13 protein-coding genes and 3 tRNA genes are annotated in these 15,105 nt (G+C 65.5%); 2 read left to right on the forward strand and 14 right to left on the reverse strand.

Annotated features, from left to right (window positions below; all coding sequences use genetic code 11):
• Positions 1 to 117 precede the first annotated feature (117 nt).
• From WS49_RS29400 to gltX, 4 genes are all read right to left on the reverse strand, one after another.
• A tRNA-Asp gene (locus tag WS49_RS29400) sits at positions 118 to 194 on the reverse strand.
• Between the two features lie 83 nt (positions 195 to 277).
• Positions 278 to 353: transfer RNA gene (locus WS49_RS29405), tRNA-Glu, on the reverse strand.
• 140 nt (positions 354 to 493) lie between these two features.
• Positions 494 to 569: transfer RNA gene (locus WS49_RS29410), tRNA-Ala, on the reverse strand.
• Between the two features lie 127 nt (positions 570 to 696).
• The gene (gene gltX / locus WS49_RS29415; protein ID WP_059535742.1) at positions 697 to 2,106 is read right to left on the reverse strand and encodes a glutamate--tRNA ligase; all 1,410 of its coding nucleotides are present in this window, start codon (positions 2,104 to 2,106) and stop codon (positions 697 to 699) included.
• Positions 2,107 to 2,386: 280 nt separating this feature from the next.
• Between gltX and WS49_RS29420 the strand changes: the two genes are divergently transcribed.
• Positions 2,387 to 3,313 (forward strand): patatin-like phospholipase family protein, encoded by a 927-nt coding sequence (locus WS49_RS29420; protein WP_059535744.1) that lies wholly within the window; start codon positions 2,387 to 2,389, stop codon positions 3,311 to 3,313.
• Positions 3,314 to 3,442: 129 nt separating this feature from the next.
• Here the strand turns inward: WS49_RS29420 and WS49_RS29425 are convergent, their stop codons facing one another.
• The 10 genes from WS49_RS29425 to cyoA all read right to left on the reverse strand — a co-directional run bounded on the left by WS49_RS29425 (position 3,443) and on the right by cyoA (position 14,914).
• On the reverse strand, positions 3,443 to 4,117 hold the full coding sequence (locus WS49_RS29425) for a C40 family peptidase (protein WP_059535746.1): 675 nt from the start codon (positions 4,115 to 4,117) through the stop codon (positions 3,443 to 3,445).
• 128 nt (positions 4,118 to 4,245) lie between these two features.
• Positions 4,246 to 5,868 carry an ABC transporter ATP-binding protein gene (locus tag WS49_RS29430; RefSeq protein WP_059535748.1) on the reverse strand — a complete coding sequence of 541 codons (1,623 nt, stop codon included), beginning with the start codon at positions 5,866 to 5,868 and terminating at the stop codon, positions 4,246 to 4,248.
• The gene (locus WS49_RS29435; RefSeq protein WP_059535750.1) at positions 5,865 to 6,962 is read right to left on the reverse strand and encodes an ABC transporter permease; all 1,098 of its coding nucleotides are present in this window, start codon (positions 6,960 to 6,962) and stop codon (positions 5,865 to 5,867) included. Before WS49_RS29435 ends, WS49_RS29430 begins: the two co-directional genes overlap by 4 nt.
• Positions 6,963 to 7,037: 75 nt before the next feature.
• Positions 7,038 to 8,081, reverse strand: a complete 1,044-nt coding sequence (locus tag WS49_RS29440; protein ID WP_059535752.1) for a microcin C ABC transporter permease YejB — start codon at positions 8,079 to 8,081, stop codon at positions 7,038 to 7,040.
• A gap of 52 nt (positions 8,082 to 8,133) precedes the next feature.
• Complete coding sequence (locus WS49_RS29445; RefSeq protein ID WP_059535754.1) at positions 8,134 to 10,017, reverse strand: extracellular solute-binding protein; 1,884 nt, start codon at positions 10,015 to 10,017, stop codon at positions 8,134 to 8,136.
• A 201-nt stretch (positions 10,018 to 10,218) separates the two neighbouring features.
• Positions 10,219 to 10,581, reverse strand: coding sequence for a hypothetical protein (locus WS49_RS29450; RefSeq protein ID WP_059535918.1), 363 nt, complete (start codon positions 10,579 to 10,581; stop codon positions 10,219 to 10,221).
• Between the two features lie 575 nt (positions 10,582 to 11,156).
• The gene (gene cyoD, locus WS49_RS29455; RefSeq protein ID WP_059535756.1) at positions 11,157 to 11,489 is read right to left on the reverse strand and encodes a cytochrome o ubiquinol oxidase subunit IV; all 333 of its coding nucleotides are present in this window, start codon (positions 11,487 to 11,489) and stop codon (positions 11,157 to 11,159) included.
• Entirely contained in the window at positions 11,490 to 12,098 is a 609-nt protein-coding gene (cyoC, locus tag WS49_RS29460; protein WP_059535759.1) for a cytochrome o ubiquinol oxidase subunit III, read from the reverse strand.
• Positions 12,098 to 14,104: a cytochrome o ubiquinol oxidase subunit I gene (cyoB, locus tag WS49_RS29465; RefSeq protein ID WP_059535761.1), complete on the reverse strand. Its 2,007-nt coding sequence runs from the start codon at positions 14,102 to 14,104 to the stop codon at positions 12,098 to 12,100. Before cyoB ends, cyoC begins: the two co-directional genes overlap by 1 nt.
• A 3-nt stretch (positions 14,105 to 14,107) precedes the next feature.
• Complete coding sequence (gene cyoA / locus WS49_RS29470) at positions 14,108 to 14,914, reverse strand: ubiquinol oxidase subunit II (protein ID WP_223965072.1); 807 nt, start codon at positions 14,912 to 14,914, stop codon at positions 14,108 to 14,110.
• Here cyoA and WS49_RS36270 point away from each other — a divergent pair.
• Positions 14,814 to 15,017 carry a hypothetical protein gene (locus WS49_RS36270; protein ID WP_223965077.1) on the forward strand — a complete coding sequence of 68 codons (204 nt, stop codon included), beginning with the start codon at positions 14,814 to 14,816 and terminating at the stop codon, positions 15,015 to 15,017. The genes cyoA and WS49_RS36270 overlap by 101 nt on opposite strands.
• Positions 15,018 to 15,105: the final 88 nt, after the last annotated feature.

Genomic DNA, 15,105 nt, shown 5'->3' on the forward strand with positions numbered 1-15,105 from the left:
ACCCCTGTACTCACCGTGAAAGGGTGATGTCCTAGGCCTCTAGACGAAGGGGACAACGTACTGCTTACATCTTTAATACAAAAGCCCGCTCAAAAACGTCTTGAACGGGCTTCGTTCTGGCGGAGCGGACGGGACTCGAACCCGCGACCCCCGGCGTGACAGGCCGGTATTCTAACCGACTGAACTACCGCTCCAACTTTCTGCACCGTTACCTGCAGGACGTCGGTTACGTTCCTGCAAGCCTCGCGACACTTCTACTACGAAACGCCGCTGAATCTGGCGTCCCCTAGGGGATTCGAACCCCTGTACTCACCGTGAAAGGGTGATGTCCTAGGCCTCTAGACGAAGGGGACATAATCTTTTCAGATCTGTCTGACTTCCGCTATTCATTCATCATCAACAGCGAAGGCCGAAATTCTAACTGCTTTAAATCATTTTGTGAAGCATTTATTACTACCACCACTGCTTCGCAAATCAATCTATTCTGCTCTGATGGTGGAGGTAAGCGGGATCGAACCGCTGACCTCTTGCATGCCATGCAAGCGCTCTCCCAGCTGAGCTATACCCCCTTGCAGAACAGAAATGAGATTATATGGACCGAATTTAAACTTGTAAATACCCTTTTTGCGATTCGAGCGAATTTTTTTGCGAAGCCGTCGTGACCTCATGCACGGGCGGCTTCGCCCCGCCCGAACCTCAGGCCAGCGCACCCTCGATACGCGACACCACGACGTCGCGACCGAACAGCACGAGCACCGCATCGATCGACGGTGTATGCGTCGTGCCCGCCACCAGCAGGCGCACCGGCATCGCAAGCTGCGGCATCTTCAGCTTGTGCGCGCCGAGCGTCGCCTTCAATGCCGCGGACACCGCTTCCTTCGTCCAGTCGGCCGTCTTCAGCGCGGCGACGAGATCGGCCAGCGCCGGGCGCACGGCGTCGGTCACATGCTGCGCGAGCGCGTCGGCGTCGGGCGCAGGCACGCGGTAGAACATCGCGGCGCCTTCGGCGATCTCCTTGACCGTCGTCGCGCGGTCCTTCATCAGGCCGACCACCGCGTCGAGCGCCGGGCCCGTCGCGATCGCCGCGTCGTCGATGCCGAGCGCGTCGAGGAACGGTTTCGCCAGCGCGGCGAGGCGCGCGTTGTCCGCTTCCTTGATGTAATGGGCATTCAACCAGCTCAGCTTGCTGTGGTCGTATTGCGCGGGCGACTTGCCGAGATGCTCGAGGTCGAACCATTCGACGAACTGCTCGCGCGAGAAGATTTCGGCGTCGCCGTGCGACCAGCCGAGACGCGCGAGGTAGTTGACGACGGCCTCCGGCAGGAAGCCCGCGTCGCGGTACGCCATCACGCTCATCGCGCCATGCCGCTTGCTCATCTTCTCGCCCTGCTCGTTCAGCACGGTCGGCAGGTGCGCGTAGACGGGCGGCTCGCCGCCGAGCGCGCGCAGGATGTTGATCTGGCGCGGCGTGTTGTTCACGTGGTCGTCGCCACGGATCACGTGCGTGATGTTCATGTCCATGTCGTCCACGACCACGCAGAAGTTGTAGATCGGCGTGCCGTCCGGACGCGCGATCACGAGGTCGTCGAGTTCCTCGTTCGAGATCTCGACGCGCCCCTTCACTGCGTCGTCCCACACGACCGTGCCGGTCAGCGGGTTGCGGAACCGCAGCACAGGCTTCACACCGGCCGGCGGCTCGGGCAGGACCTTGCCCGGCTCCGGACGCCACGTGCCGTCATAGCGCGGCTTGAGGCCGGCCTCGCGCTGGCGTTCGCGCAACGCGTCGAGTTCCTCGGCCGACATGTAGCACGGGTACGCGAGCCCCTGCTCGAGCATCTGCGCGAGCACCGCGCGATAGCGGTCCATCCGCTGCATCTGGTAGATCGGGCCTTCGTCGAAATCCAGGCCGAGCCACTGCATCCCTTCCAGGATCGCGTCGACGGCTTCCTGCGACGAGCGCTCGACGTCGGTATCCTCGATACGCAGCACGAATGTGCCTTTCATCTTGCGCGCGAACGCCCACGGATAGAGCGCGGAGCGGATGTTGCCGAGGTGGATGAAGCCGGTGGGACTCGGCGCGAAGCGGGTACGGACAGGACGGGTCATAAACGGTAACTCGAACGCCTGGGGCGCATGAATGATTCGACGCGGGATCGACGGCGACAGCCCGGACAGCAATGGGGCCGGCCGCGCCCGGAACGGGAAAGAAGCCGGAATTATACTCGCGCCGGTCTTCGCGCCAAGCGCGCCGCTTGCTTTATGATGTGCGCGCCGCGGCCGCCAGCCGGCGCCGCGCCGGCCGCCCGGTTTCCGCCGCACGGCCGCTCGGAACCTATCGCCGCCGCGGGCCGTCCGGCCCGCCGCCAAGCCGCCGGAGAACCACTCGATGTCGTCCCCTCGCCTGTCGCGCCGCCACTTCACGATCGCATGCGCATCCGCCAGCCTCGCCGCCTGCACGTCGTTCGGCGACAAGTCCCGCCCCGACAACGCCGCGAATCCCGCGCAATCGCGCGAGAAGCCCGTGAAGATCGGCATCGCGCTCGGCGGCGGCGCCGCCCGCGGCTTCTCGCACATCGGCGTGCTGAAGGCGCTGGAGGCGCGCGGCATCCCGGTCGAGATCGTCGCCGGCACGAGCGCGGGCTCGGTGGTCGGAGCACTGTACGCGGCGGGGATGAGCGGACTGCAGATCAACAAGATCGCGCTCGACATGGATCAGGCGGCGATCAGCGACTGGGCGCTGCCGTTCCGCTCGCGCGGGCTGCTGCAGGGCATCGCGCTGCAGAACTTCCTGAACAAGACGCTCAACAACCGGCCGATCGAAAAGATGGCGAAGCCGCTCGGCGTCGTCGCGACCGACCTGCAGAACGGCCAGCCGATCCTGTTCCAGCAGGGCAATACGGGGCTTGCGGTACGCGCGTCGTGCAGCGTGCCGTCGGTGTTCGAGCCCGTGAAGATCGGCAACCGCGAATACGTCGACGGCGGCCTCGTGAGCCCGGTGCCCGCGTCGTTCGCGCGCAAGATGGGCGCGAACTTCGTGATCGCGGTCGACATCTCGTCGCGACCGGACGGCGCGGCGACCACCAACCCGATCGAGATGCTGCTGCAGACTTTCACGATCATGGGTCAGACGATCAAGACCTACGAGCTCGACAAATACGCGGACGTCGTGATCCGCCCGAACCTCGCGGCGATGGGCGGCAGCGACTTCAACCAGCGCAACGCGGCCATCCTCGCCGGCGAGGAAGCGGTCGCGCGCATCATGCCCGAGTTGCAGCGCAAGCTTGCCGCAGCCCGCGGGGCAGTAGCGGCATAAGCGGACGCACGCGGGGCGCGGCGCCGACGAAGGCACCGCCTCCCCGCCACTTTCGCGCGCCCCAAAGCAAAAAACCCTGCCGCCTTTCGGTGACAGGGTTTTTTGATCCGGGCCGATCGCCGGCGAGCGTCAGTTGCTGCCGTTCGCCGCGTCGTCGCCGAGCGTCGCGCGCACGCGCTGACGCAGGTCGTCGGCCTTCATCGGGAAGGCCGATTCGATCCGGCGCGCACCGGTGAAACGCTTTTCCCAGTAGCCGCTGTCGAGATCGTCGACGCGAACCGTGCTGCCCGTCGACGGCGAATGCACGAACTTGTTGTCGCCGATGTAGATGCCGACGTGCGAGAACGTACGGCGCATCGTGTTGAAGAACACGAGGTCACCCGGCTTCAGGTTGCTCATGCTGACCTTCTCGCCGACGCGGCTCATCTCTTCCGCGCGACGCGGCAGCGACATGCCGAGCGTGTCCTGGAACACGTAGCGCACGAAACCGCTGCAGTCGAGGCCGGAATCCGGCGAGTTGCCGCCCCAGCGGTAGCGCACGCCGATCATGTTCAGCGCGCCCACGACCACGTCGCCTGCCTTGCCGGCCATGCCGGCGAGGAACGACTTCGCGCCGCCGCTCGACGGCTGGGCGCTGGTCTGCTGGAGGGAGGAATTCGCCCCGATTTGAGTCGAATTCGTGACATTCTGGTTAAAACTGCTGACTTCGTCGGCGAACGCGCCGGGAGCTGCTGCGAACAGGGCGCCGATGAACAGCCCGGCGAGGGTGCGCGCGCATGCCTGGGTCAGGGATCGATGCTGCATTGGTCGATGGAATGTGCTTAAAAATCAGCTGATTGGCGGAAAATTTCGGTCGATACTAGCCAGCGCGTAATCGTTTGTCAAAACAAATTAAAAAATACAATCGAGATAGTCAGACCATTGGACGCTTATCACGCTTTCCAGACCGCTTTCAACAGCTTTTGTGTGTAAGGATGTGACGGTTTCGTGAAGATATCGGCCACGTCGCCGGACTCGACGATCGCCCCGCCCTGCATCACCGCGACCCGATGCGCCATCGCGCCGATCACCTCCAGGTCGTGGCTGATGAATACATAGCCGAGGTTGTATTTCTGTTGCAAATTCGCGAGCAGTTTCAGCACCTGCTGCTGGATCGACACGTCGAGCGCCGAAGTCGGCTCGTCGAGGATGAGGATGCGCGGCTCCAGCACGAGCGCGCGCGCGATCGCGATCCGCTGGCGCTGCCCGCCCGAGAATTCGTGCGGATAACGATGCAGCACCGTGCGGTCGAGGCCGACTTCGCGCAGCACGGCCAGCGACTTCGCGCGACGCGCGTCCGGCGTCAGTTCCGGGCGATGCAGTTCGAGCCCCTCGCCGACGATCCGCTCAATCGTGTGACGCGGCGACAGCGAGCTGAATGGATCCTGAAAGACGACCTGCATGTTCGAGCGCAGCGCGGTCTGTTCGCGGCCGCGGTAGGTCGACAGCGCGCGCCCCTGGAATTCGATCTCGCCGTGCACCGTCCGTTGCAGCCCGAGCAGCGCCATCGCGAGCGTCGACTTCCCGGAGCCGGATTCGCCGACGATCCCGAGCGTCTCGCCCTGCCGCACCGACACGGACACATCCGCGACCGCCGTCACGGGCATCGTGCCGAACCAGCCCGCGAAGCCCGGCCGCTTGCGCGCGAACTGCACGCTGACGTGACGCGCATCGAGCACGACGGGCGCGATCGGCAGCACCGGCGCGACCGTGCGCTGCGGCCGGCTGTTCAGCAGCCGCCGGGTATACGGATGCTCCGGCTCCGCGAAGATCCGCTCGACCGGCCCGCTTTCGACCAGCTTGCCGTGCTCCATCACCGCGACCCGCTCGGCGAAGTGCCGCACGAGGTTCAGGTCATGCGTGATCAGCAGGATCGCCATCCCGCGCTTTTCCGCCTCCTCGCGCTGCAGCTCGAGCAGCAGATCGACGATCTGCGCGCGGATCGTCACGTCGAGCGCGGTGGTCGGCTCGTCCGCGAGCAAGAGGCGCGGCCGGCACGCGAGCGCCATCGCGATCATCGCGCGCTGCCGCTGGCCGCCCGACAACTGATGCGGGTAACTGTCGACCCGCTTCTCCGGCTCCGCGATGCCGGTGCGCGCGAGCAGCGCGATCGCGCGCTTGCGCGCCTCCCCCGCCGTCACGCCGTCGTGCAGCACGATCGTCTCGCCGATCTGCGCGCCGATCGTGTACAGCGGGTTGAGCGCCGTCATCGGCTCCTGGAAGATCATCGCAATGTCCGAGCCGCGCAGCCCGCGCATCTCGCGCTCGCTCTTGCCGGCGAGGTCGTGCCCGGCGAAGCGGATCGTGCCGCTCACGTCGGCGTCGCGCAGCAGCCGCAGGATCGACAGCGCGGTCACGCTCTTGCCCGACCCCGACTCGCCGACGAGCGCGACGCGCTCGCCGCGGCCGATCGCGAGCGTCACGTCGTCGACGGCCACCGTGTCGCCGAAGCGCACGTGCAGATGCTCGAGCGACAGCAGCGGTTCGCCCGCGTTCGATACGACCGTGTCGCTCATCGCTGGCCTCCCGCCGCGCGCACCGAGTCGGCGATCCGCGTGTCGAGCGCGTTGCGCAGCGCGTCGCCCATGAAGGTCAGCAACAGCAGCGTCGCGACCAGCACGCCGAACGTCGACAGCGAGATCCACCATGCGTCGAGATTGCCCTTGCCCTGCGCGAGCAGCTCGCCGAGGCTCGGCGTCGGCGGCGGCACGCCGAGCCCGAGGAAGTCGAGGCTCGTGAGCGCGAGGATCGCACCGCTCATCCGGAACGGCAGAAACGTGATCACGGGCGTCATGCTGTTCGGCAGCACGTGGCGCCAGATGATCTGCCAGTTCGTGAGGCCCATCGCCCGGGCCGCGCGCACGTAGTCCTGCGTGCGGTTGCGCAGGAATTCGGCGCGCACGTAGTCGGCCAGGCCGATCCAGCCGAACAGCGACAGCAGCACGATCAGCAGCAGGAAGCTCGGCTCGAAGATCGACGCGAAGATGATCAGCAGGTACAGCTCGGGCAGCGAACTCCAGATCTCGATCAGCCGTTGCCCGACGATGTCGATGCGCCCGCCGAAGAAGCCCTGCACCGCGCCCGCGGCGATCCCGAGCAGCGTGCCGATCGCGGTCAGGATCAGCCCGAACTCGACCGACACGCGGAACCCGTACACGAGCCGCGCGAGCAGGTCGCGCCCCTGCGCGTCGGTGCCGAGCCAGTTCGCGCGCGACGGCGGCGCCGGGTTCGGCACGGTCGAAAAGTAATTCAGCGTGTCGTAGTAATAGCGGTTCGGCGGATAGACGACGAAGTTGCCCGGCGCCTCGAGCCGCTTGCGGACGTACGGATCGAGATAGTCGGCCGGCGTCGGGAAGTCGCCGCCGAAGGTCGTCTCCGGATACGCATGGAACATCGGGAAATAGGTCTGGCCGTCGTAGTGCACGACGAGCGGCTTGTCGTTCGACCATAGCGGCGCCGCGAGGCTCGCGGCGAACGCGACGACGAAGATGACGAAGCTCCAGTAGCCGAGACGCTGCTGGCGAAAGCGCTGCCAGACACGGCGCGCGGGCGATGGCGACACGCGCGCGCGCGCCGCGTCGATGCGGGACGACACGACGGCCCGGTTCATCGCGCACCTCGCCCGGCGAGCGCGGGCAGGCGGACGGGCGCGCCGGCGAGCGGCGTGCTGGCGGACGGTTTCATGTCAGCGCTCCAGATTGTCGAATTGAATGCGCGGGTCGACCCACACGTAGCAGAGGTCGGAGATCAGCTTGGTCGCGAGTCCGATCAGCGTGAACAGGTACAGCGTGCCGAGCACGACCGGGTAGTCGCGCCGCACGACCGACTCGTACGACAGCAGCCCGAGGCCGTCGAGCGAGAACAGCGTCTCGATCAGCAGGCTGCCCGTGAAGAACGCGCCGATGAACGCGGCCGGAAACCCGACGATCAGCGGCAGCATCGCGTTGCGGAACACGTGCTTCCACAACACGGTGCGCTCGGCGAGCCCTTTCGCGCGCGCGGTCAGCACGTACTGCTTGCGGATTTCGTCGAGGAACGCGTTTTTCGTGAGCATCGTGATGACCGCGAAACTGCCGACGACCGATGCGGTGATCGGCAGCGCGATGTGCCACAGATAGTCGAGCACCTTGCCGGCGAGCGACAGCTGGGCGAAGTTGTCCGACGTGAGCCCGCGCAGCGGGAACAACTGCCAGAACGAGCCGCCGCCGAACAGCACGAGCAGCAGCACGCCGAGCACGAAGCCCGGAATCGCGTAGCCGACCAGCACGACGAGGCTCGTCGCGACATCGAACGGCGAGCCGTTGCGCACGGCCTTCGCGATGCCGAGCGGCACGGAGATCAGATAGGTGACGAAGAACGTCCACAACCCGATGCTGATCGACACCGGCAGCTTCTGCACGATCAGCGACCACACGCTCTGGTGGCGGAAGTAGCTGTCGCCGAGATCGAAACGCGCGAAGCGCTTCAGCATCAGCCAGTAACGCTCGAGCGGCGGCTTGTCGAAGCCGTACAGCGCCTTGAGCTGCGCGAGCTGCTGCGCGTCGACGCCGGTATGCGCACGCATCCCGAACGGCGCCGCGCCCTGCTCCGTCGCGCCCTTGCGCAGTTCCTGCACGGCCTGTTCGACTGGGCCGCCCGGCACGAACTGGATCACCGCGAACGTGAGCGTGAGCACGCCGACGAGCGTCGGGATCATCAGCAGCAGGCGTTTGAGGATGTAGCTCCACATAGGGCGTCGACTCGCGATCGATAGGCTGGGTTGAACGAAGGGCCGGCAGGCTTCAGTGATCGGGCTTGGCCCACCAGGTCGACACGACCCAGCCCTCGGCCGAATAGTACAGCGGCAGCGTCTGCGGATAGCCGAGCGTGCGCTTGTATGCGATCCGGTGCGTGGTGCTGTACCACTGCGGGATCGCGTAATAGCCGTGCATCAGCACGCGATCGAGCGCATGCGTCGCGTCGAGCAGGTCGTCGCGCGTCTGCGCGGCGCCGAGCGCATGCAGCAGCGTGTCGACGGCCGGCGACTTCAATCCGATGATGTTGTCGGAGCCCGGCTCGTCGGCGAACTTGCTGGCGTAGCGCGAGAACTGCTCGGCGCCCGGCACCTGCACGCCCGGCAGACGGACTGTCGTCATGTCGTAGTCGAATGCGTCGAGCCGCTTCTGCAGCAGCGCGTAATCGGCCGTGCGAAAACGCGCGTCGATGCCGAGCTTCGCGAGGTTGCGCTGATAGGCGGTCACGACGCCTTCCATCGCCGCGCCCGAATCGTCGAGGATCTCGAACGTGAACGGCTCGCCCCGCGCGTTGCGCAACGCGCCGTCCCGGTAGGTCCAGCCGGCCTGCGCGAGCAGCGCGCGCGCCTTCAGCAGATTCGCGCGCAGCGAGCCCGGCGGGTTCGTGTTCGGCTGCGTGACCATCGGCCCGAACACGGCCGGGTCGAGCTGCGCGCGCAACGGCTCCAGCAGTTTCAGCTCGCCCGGGCCCGGCGTGCCGGTCGCCTGCAGGTCGGTATCGGCGAAATAGCTGTCGAGGCGCGTGTACGCGCTATAGAACAGCTGGCGGTTCAGCCATTCGAAGTCGAACGCGAGATCGAGTGCCTGGCGCACGCGCACGTCGCGAAACTGCGGCCGGCGCAGGTTCATGAAGAAACCCTGCATGCCCGCGCCGTTGTGCTGGCGGAATTCGCGCTTGACGAGCTCGCCGCTGTCGAAGCGCTTGCCGACGTCGCGGCGCGTCCAGTTGCGCGCGATGTATTCGACCAGCACGTCGTACTCGCCGGCCTTGAACGCCTCGAGCCGCGCGACGCCGTCGCCGTACAGCTTGTAGACGATCCGCTCGAAGTTGTCGGTGCCGATCCGCACCGGCAGATCGGCGCCCCAGTACGCGGGATTGCGCCGGTACGTAATGGTGCGGCCGTTGTCGTAGCGCTCGATCAGGTACGGACCGCTGCCGATCGGCTGTTCAAACGCGAGCTGGTCGAACGGAATCCGCGAACCGTCCGCGCGCAGCCCCCACTTGCGCGAGAACACCGGCACGCCGCCGGCGATCAGCGGCAGCTCGCGGTTCGCGCTGCGGAATTCGAAGCGCACCGTCGCAGGATCGATCACCACGGCCTTCGCGATTTCGGCGAAATACGCGCCGAACTGCGGTGCGGCCAGCTTGCTCTTCAGCGTGTCGAACGAGAACCTGACGTCCTCGGCCGTGACGGGATCGCCGTTCGAGAAGCGCGCGCGCGGGTTCAGATGGAACGTGACCGAGCGGCGGTCCGGCGCGATCGCGATGTCGTCGGCGAGCAGCCCGTAGGCGGAGGCCGGTTCGTCCATGCTGCCGGTCGCAAGGCTCTCGAACAGCAAGTCGATGCCCGGCGCAGGGTTGCCGCGCATGGTGAACGGATTGAACTTGTCGAACGATGTCAGCCGGTTCGGATTCGCGAGCACGAGCGTGCCGCCCTTCGGCGCGTCCGGATTCACGTAGTCGAAATGCTTGAAGCCCGGCGGATATTTCGGCTCGCCGTACTGCGCGATCGCATGGGCCGCGTGTGCGGCCGTCGCGGCGAGTACCGCCTGTATTGTCCATGCTGCCGCCGTGCGGCCGGCGGCACGTACTACACGCGCGGCGCCGAAGCGGGTGCGCGCGGCGGCGGCCCGGGGCGAACCCTTCGTCATAGAGGCCCTGTCGGTCGATTGAGGGATGGAACGTGGGTCGATTCTACCCATTCAATTCGACGTCGAGCCAGCCTGCGGCTTTTGGTGCGTGGTGCCGGCGCATCGCTAGCGCCGCGCGCGGCCCGTGCAGGCAAAAGAAAACCGCCACGCGGGCGGTCTTCGTCTGATGCGCGCACGCGGCACGCGTGCGTCGCATGTCGGTCAACGCCAGCCGTTGTGGCGGCCGTTATCCCAATGGCCGTGACCGCGATCGCCGTCCCAGCCGCGGCCATGATGGCGATACCACTCGTCGCGGCCCCAGTAGCGGCGGCCGTCCCAGTAACGGTCGCCGTGCCAGCCGATCACGATCGCCGGTGCCGGCGCGTAGATGGGCGCCGGTGCATACACGGGCGCCGGCTGGTAGACGACCGGCGGAGGCGGCGGCGCATACACGGGCGCGGGCGCGACGTAGACCGGAGCCGGCACGCCGACGTTGATCCCGACATTGACTCCCGCCATTGCTGCGCCCGACACGAGCAAGGCCGTCATACCGGTCATGAGCGAGGCAACACGCAAAGTCTTCATGGATTCCTCTTCGAGTTGTTTCATGTGTGATTCGACTATAGCGACAAGCGCCGTCCCGGCATATTTCAAGTTTGTAAGAACTGATGCGCAGCATCGCAACGGGAAGCGCGCGCTAACGTCTTGTAACAATTGGCGCCCGGCCGTCGCGCCTCGCTCCCCGGCCCGCCTTGCCGCACGGGCCGCTCGCGGCACTGCGCACGCCGACCGACATTCTTCCCGACATCCGCGCGCGGTCAGTTCGCCAACGATCTCGTTCGCGGTCACCGCATCGTCTTCGACCGTCAGTACTCGCATGCCTGTCCTCGCAACGGATGTCACGACGCGCGCATCCGATGCGCGCGCGACTATCGTAGACGCCCGATCGCCATCCGGCGTTAGATGAAAATAGCTTCATCCGGCATCGGGCGAACGCGGGTGAAACATGTTTCATCCGTGCGTCGCCCGCCCGGCCCCGCGCGCCGCCTACACTGACGTCATGCGGCATCGGGCCGCGAAAAATGAGAAAAGGCGGCACTTGCGTGCCGCCTTTTTTTGCACCAAGCGCATGGAGATCGTCCGCTGCGCCGCGATGACGTTCAGCGCGACATCATGTTCATGCTGACGTTGTGCATCACCCACAGCGTGCCGACGATCAGGATCGCCGCGGTCAGCACGGTGTAGCTGAACGCCATCACGTTCCAGCGCTGGCCGGAGGAACCGTTCATGTGCAGGAAGTACACGAGGTGCACGACGATCTGCACGAATGCGAGCACGGCCAGCGCGATCAGCGATGCGTGCGGCGACAGCACGCCGCCCATCACGAGGCCGAACGACGCGGCGGTGAGCACGACCGACAGGATGAAGCCGGCGACATAGCCGCCGACGCTGCCGTGCCCTTCTTCGAGTTGAGACGAATGCGAATGAGCCATTTAGATCACGCTCGCGAGATAGACAAAGGAAAACACGCAGATCCACACGATGTCGAGGAAGTGCCAGAAGAGGCTCAGGCACGTCAGGCGCCGCAGGTCGCGATCGGTCAGGTCGCCGCCGCGCGATACGATTTGCCCGCCGAGCACGATCATCCACAGCAGGCCGGCCGTCACGTGCAGCCCGTGCGTGCCGACCAGCGTGAAGAACGCCGACAGGAACGCGCTGCGCTGTGGGCCCGCGCCTTCCGCGATCAGGTGCGAGAACTCGCGCAGTTCCATCGCGAGGAATGCCGCGCCGAGCACGAACGTCACCGCGAGCCATGCGAGCAGCGCGCCGCGCCGCTGCTTGTACGCGGCCAGCATCGCGAAGCCGTAGGTGATGCTCGACAGCAGCAGCGCGGCCGTTTCGACCGCGACGCCCGGAATGTCGAACAGGTCCTTCGCGGTCGGACCGCCCGCGTACTGGTTGCCGAGCACCGCGAACGTCGCGAACAGCGCCGCGAAGATCACGCAGTCGGTCATCAGGTACAGCCAGAAGCCGAACACCGAGTGCGACGGCGGATGGTCGTCGTGCTCGAGCAGGGTTGCGCTCAAGGTTTTCTGCAACATCAGTTGGCCTCCAGTTCCACGTCGTCGACATGCGTGGCCACGCGTGCCGCCGGTTGCTTCTCTTCGATCCTGCGCACCTTCGACGCCGGGATGTAGTAGCCGTCGTTGTCGCGCGAGCTGTAGACCACGAGCGTCGCGACGATGCCGACCAGGCCGCCGATGGCCATCCACCAGATGTGCCACACGAGCGCGAAGCCCAGCACCAGGCTGAAGATCGCGACCACGAGACCCGCACACGTATTCGACGGCATGTGGATGTCGCGGATCGTCGCCGGGTTCGGCCGGCCGTCGCCGCGCGCCTTCATGTCGGCGTACGCGTCGAGCGTGCGCACTTGCGGGATCACCGCGAAGTTGTACTCGGCCGGCGGCGACGAGGTCGCCCATTCCAGCGTGCGGCCGCCCCACGGATCGCCCGTGGTGTCGCGGTATGCCGGCAGGTTGCGGTTGCGGATGCTGACGACCAGTTGCAGCAGCTGGCATGCGATGCCGATCGCGATCAGCACGGCGCCGAACGCGGCGACCAGCAGCCATGGATGCCACGCCGGGTTGTCGTAGTGGTTCAGACGGCGCGTCATGCCCATGAAGCCGAGCACGTAGAGCGGCACGAACGCGACGTAGAAGCCGACCTGCCAGAACCAGAACGCGGCCTTGCCGAGCCTCTCGTTCAGCTTGAAGCCGAACGCCTTCGGGAACCAGTAGTTGAAGCCCGCGAGATACCCGAACAGCACGCCGCCGATGATCACGTTGTGGAAGTGCGCGATCAGGAACAGGCTGTTGTGCAGCACGAAGTCCGCGCCCGGGATCGCCATCATCACGCCGGTCATGCCGCCGAGCGTGAACGTGACCATGAAGCCGATCGTCCACAGCACCGGCGTCGTGAATTCGATCCGGCCGCGGAACATCGTAAACAGCCAGTTGAACACCTTCACGCCGGTCGGGATCGCGATGATCATCGTCATGATCCCGAAGAACGCGTTGACGTTCGCACCGGAACCCATCGTGAAGAAGTGATGCAGCCACACGAGGAACGACAGCACCATGATCGCGCAGGTCGCGTACACCATCGTCTTGTAGCCGAACAGCGGCTTCTTCGAGAACGTCGCGATGACTTCCGAGAAGATGCCGAACGCCGGCAGAATCAGGATGTACACCTCCGGATGGCCCCACGCCCAGATCAGGTTCAGGTACAGCATCGCGTTGCCGCCGGCTTCGTTCGTGAAGAAGTGCATGCCGAGGTAACGGTCGAGGCCGAGCAGCGCGAGCGTCGCGGTCAGGATCGGGAACGACGCCATGATCAGCACGTTCGTGCAGAGGGCCGTCCACGTGAACACCGGCATCTTCATCAGCGTCATGCCGGGCGCGCGCATCTTGATGATCGTCACGAAGAAGTTCACGCCGGTCAGCAGCGTGCCGACACCCGAGATCTGCAGCGCCCACAGGTAGTAGTCGACCCCTACCCCGGGACTGAACTGCAGCTCCGACAGCGGCGGATACGCGAGCCAGCCCGTCTGCGCGAACTCGCCGATCACGAGCGACACGTTGATCAGGATTGCACTGACCGCGGTCATCCAGAACGACAGCGAGTTGATGAACGGAAACGCGACGTCGCGCGCGCCGATCTGCAGCGGCACGACGAGGTTCATCAGGCCGACCATGAACACCATCGCCATGAAGAAGATCATGATCACGCCGTGTGCCGTGAAGATCTGGTCATAGTGGTGCGGCGGCAGGTAGCCGGGCGCGTTGTACGCGAGCGCGAGCTGCATGCGCATCATGATCGCGTCGGCGAAGCCGCGCAGCAGCATGATCAGCGCGACGATGATGTACATCACGCCGAGTTTCTTGTGGTCGACCGTCGTCAGCCATTCCGTCCACAGCCACTTCCAGCGGCCGGTGATCGTCAGCGCGGCGAGGATGCCCAGCACGACCAGCCCCATGAAGGCGCCCGCCCCCATGATGATGGGCTGATCGAACGGGATCGCCGATAGTGTGAGTTTGCCGAACATGCGTTACCCCTTCGTGCCGCAGGCGGCGTCCTTCAGGTCGAGGACGTGGCCATCGTTGTATTTCGCGATGATGTTGTGGAAGAGCCGCGGATCGACCGACGAGAAGTAGCGCACGGGCGCCTTCTCGCTGGGCTGCGCGACGGTGCCGTACACGGTCGCGTCGAGCCGGTCGGGCGACGCCTTCACCTTCTGCACCCAGGCGTCGAACTGCTCGCGCGGCTCGGCGAGCGTGCGGAACTTCATGTCGGAGAAGCCGCGGCCGCTGAAGTTGGCGGACGTGCCCGCGTAGTCGCCGGCTTCGTCGGCGATCAGGTGCAGGCGCGTCTGCATGCCGGCCATCGCGTACACCTGGCCGCCGAGCTGCGGAATGAAGAACGAGTTCATCACCGAATCCGACGTGATGCGGAAGTTCACCGGTGTGCCGACCGGAATCGCGAGCTGGTTCACCGACGCGATGCCGAGTTCCGGATAGATGAACAGCCACTTCCAGTCGAGCGCGACGACCTCGACGTCGATCGGCTTCACCGACGACTCGAGCGGCTTGTACGGATCGAGCTCGTGCGTGGTTTTCCACGTGAGCACGCCGAGAAACAGGATGATCAGCGTCGGCACCGTCCAGATCACGACCTCGATCGCGGTCGAGTGCGACCAGTTCGGCGCGTACGCGGCGTTGCGGTTCGATGCGCGATAACGCCACGCGAACCACAGCGTGAGCAGGATCACCGGCACGACGACGATCAGCATCGCCCATGTCGACGTCGCGATCAGCGCCTTTTCCGCCGCGCCGACGCTTCCTTTCGGATTTAGCACATCTAAATTACAGCCTGACAGGCTCAGCGCCGCGCCGATCGATATCAGCGCCGTCCAGCCTCTTGAAGCTTTTCTTTTCATCACACAGCCCGAGGGTCATTGAATCCGTTGCGTATGCCCGATGCGCATTCGATCCACGAAAGTGGCCGAATCATACGTCGCGCGGGTGCGACGAAAAACCGGTGGATGCG

Source organism: Burkholderia sp. RF7-non_BP4, from assembly GCF_001521935.1.
GTDB classification, from domain to species: Bacteria; Pseudomonadota; Gammaproteobacteria; order Burkholderiales; family Burkholderiaceae; genus Burkholderia; species Burkholderia diffusa.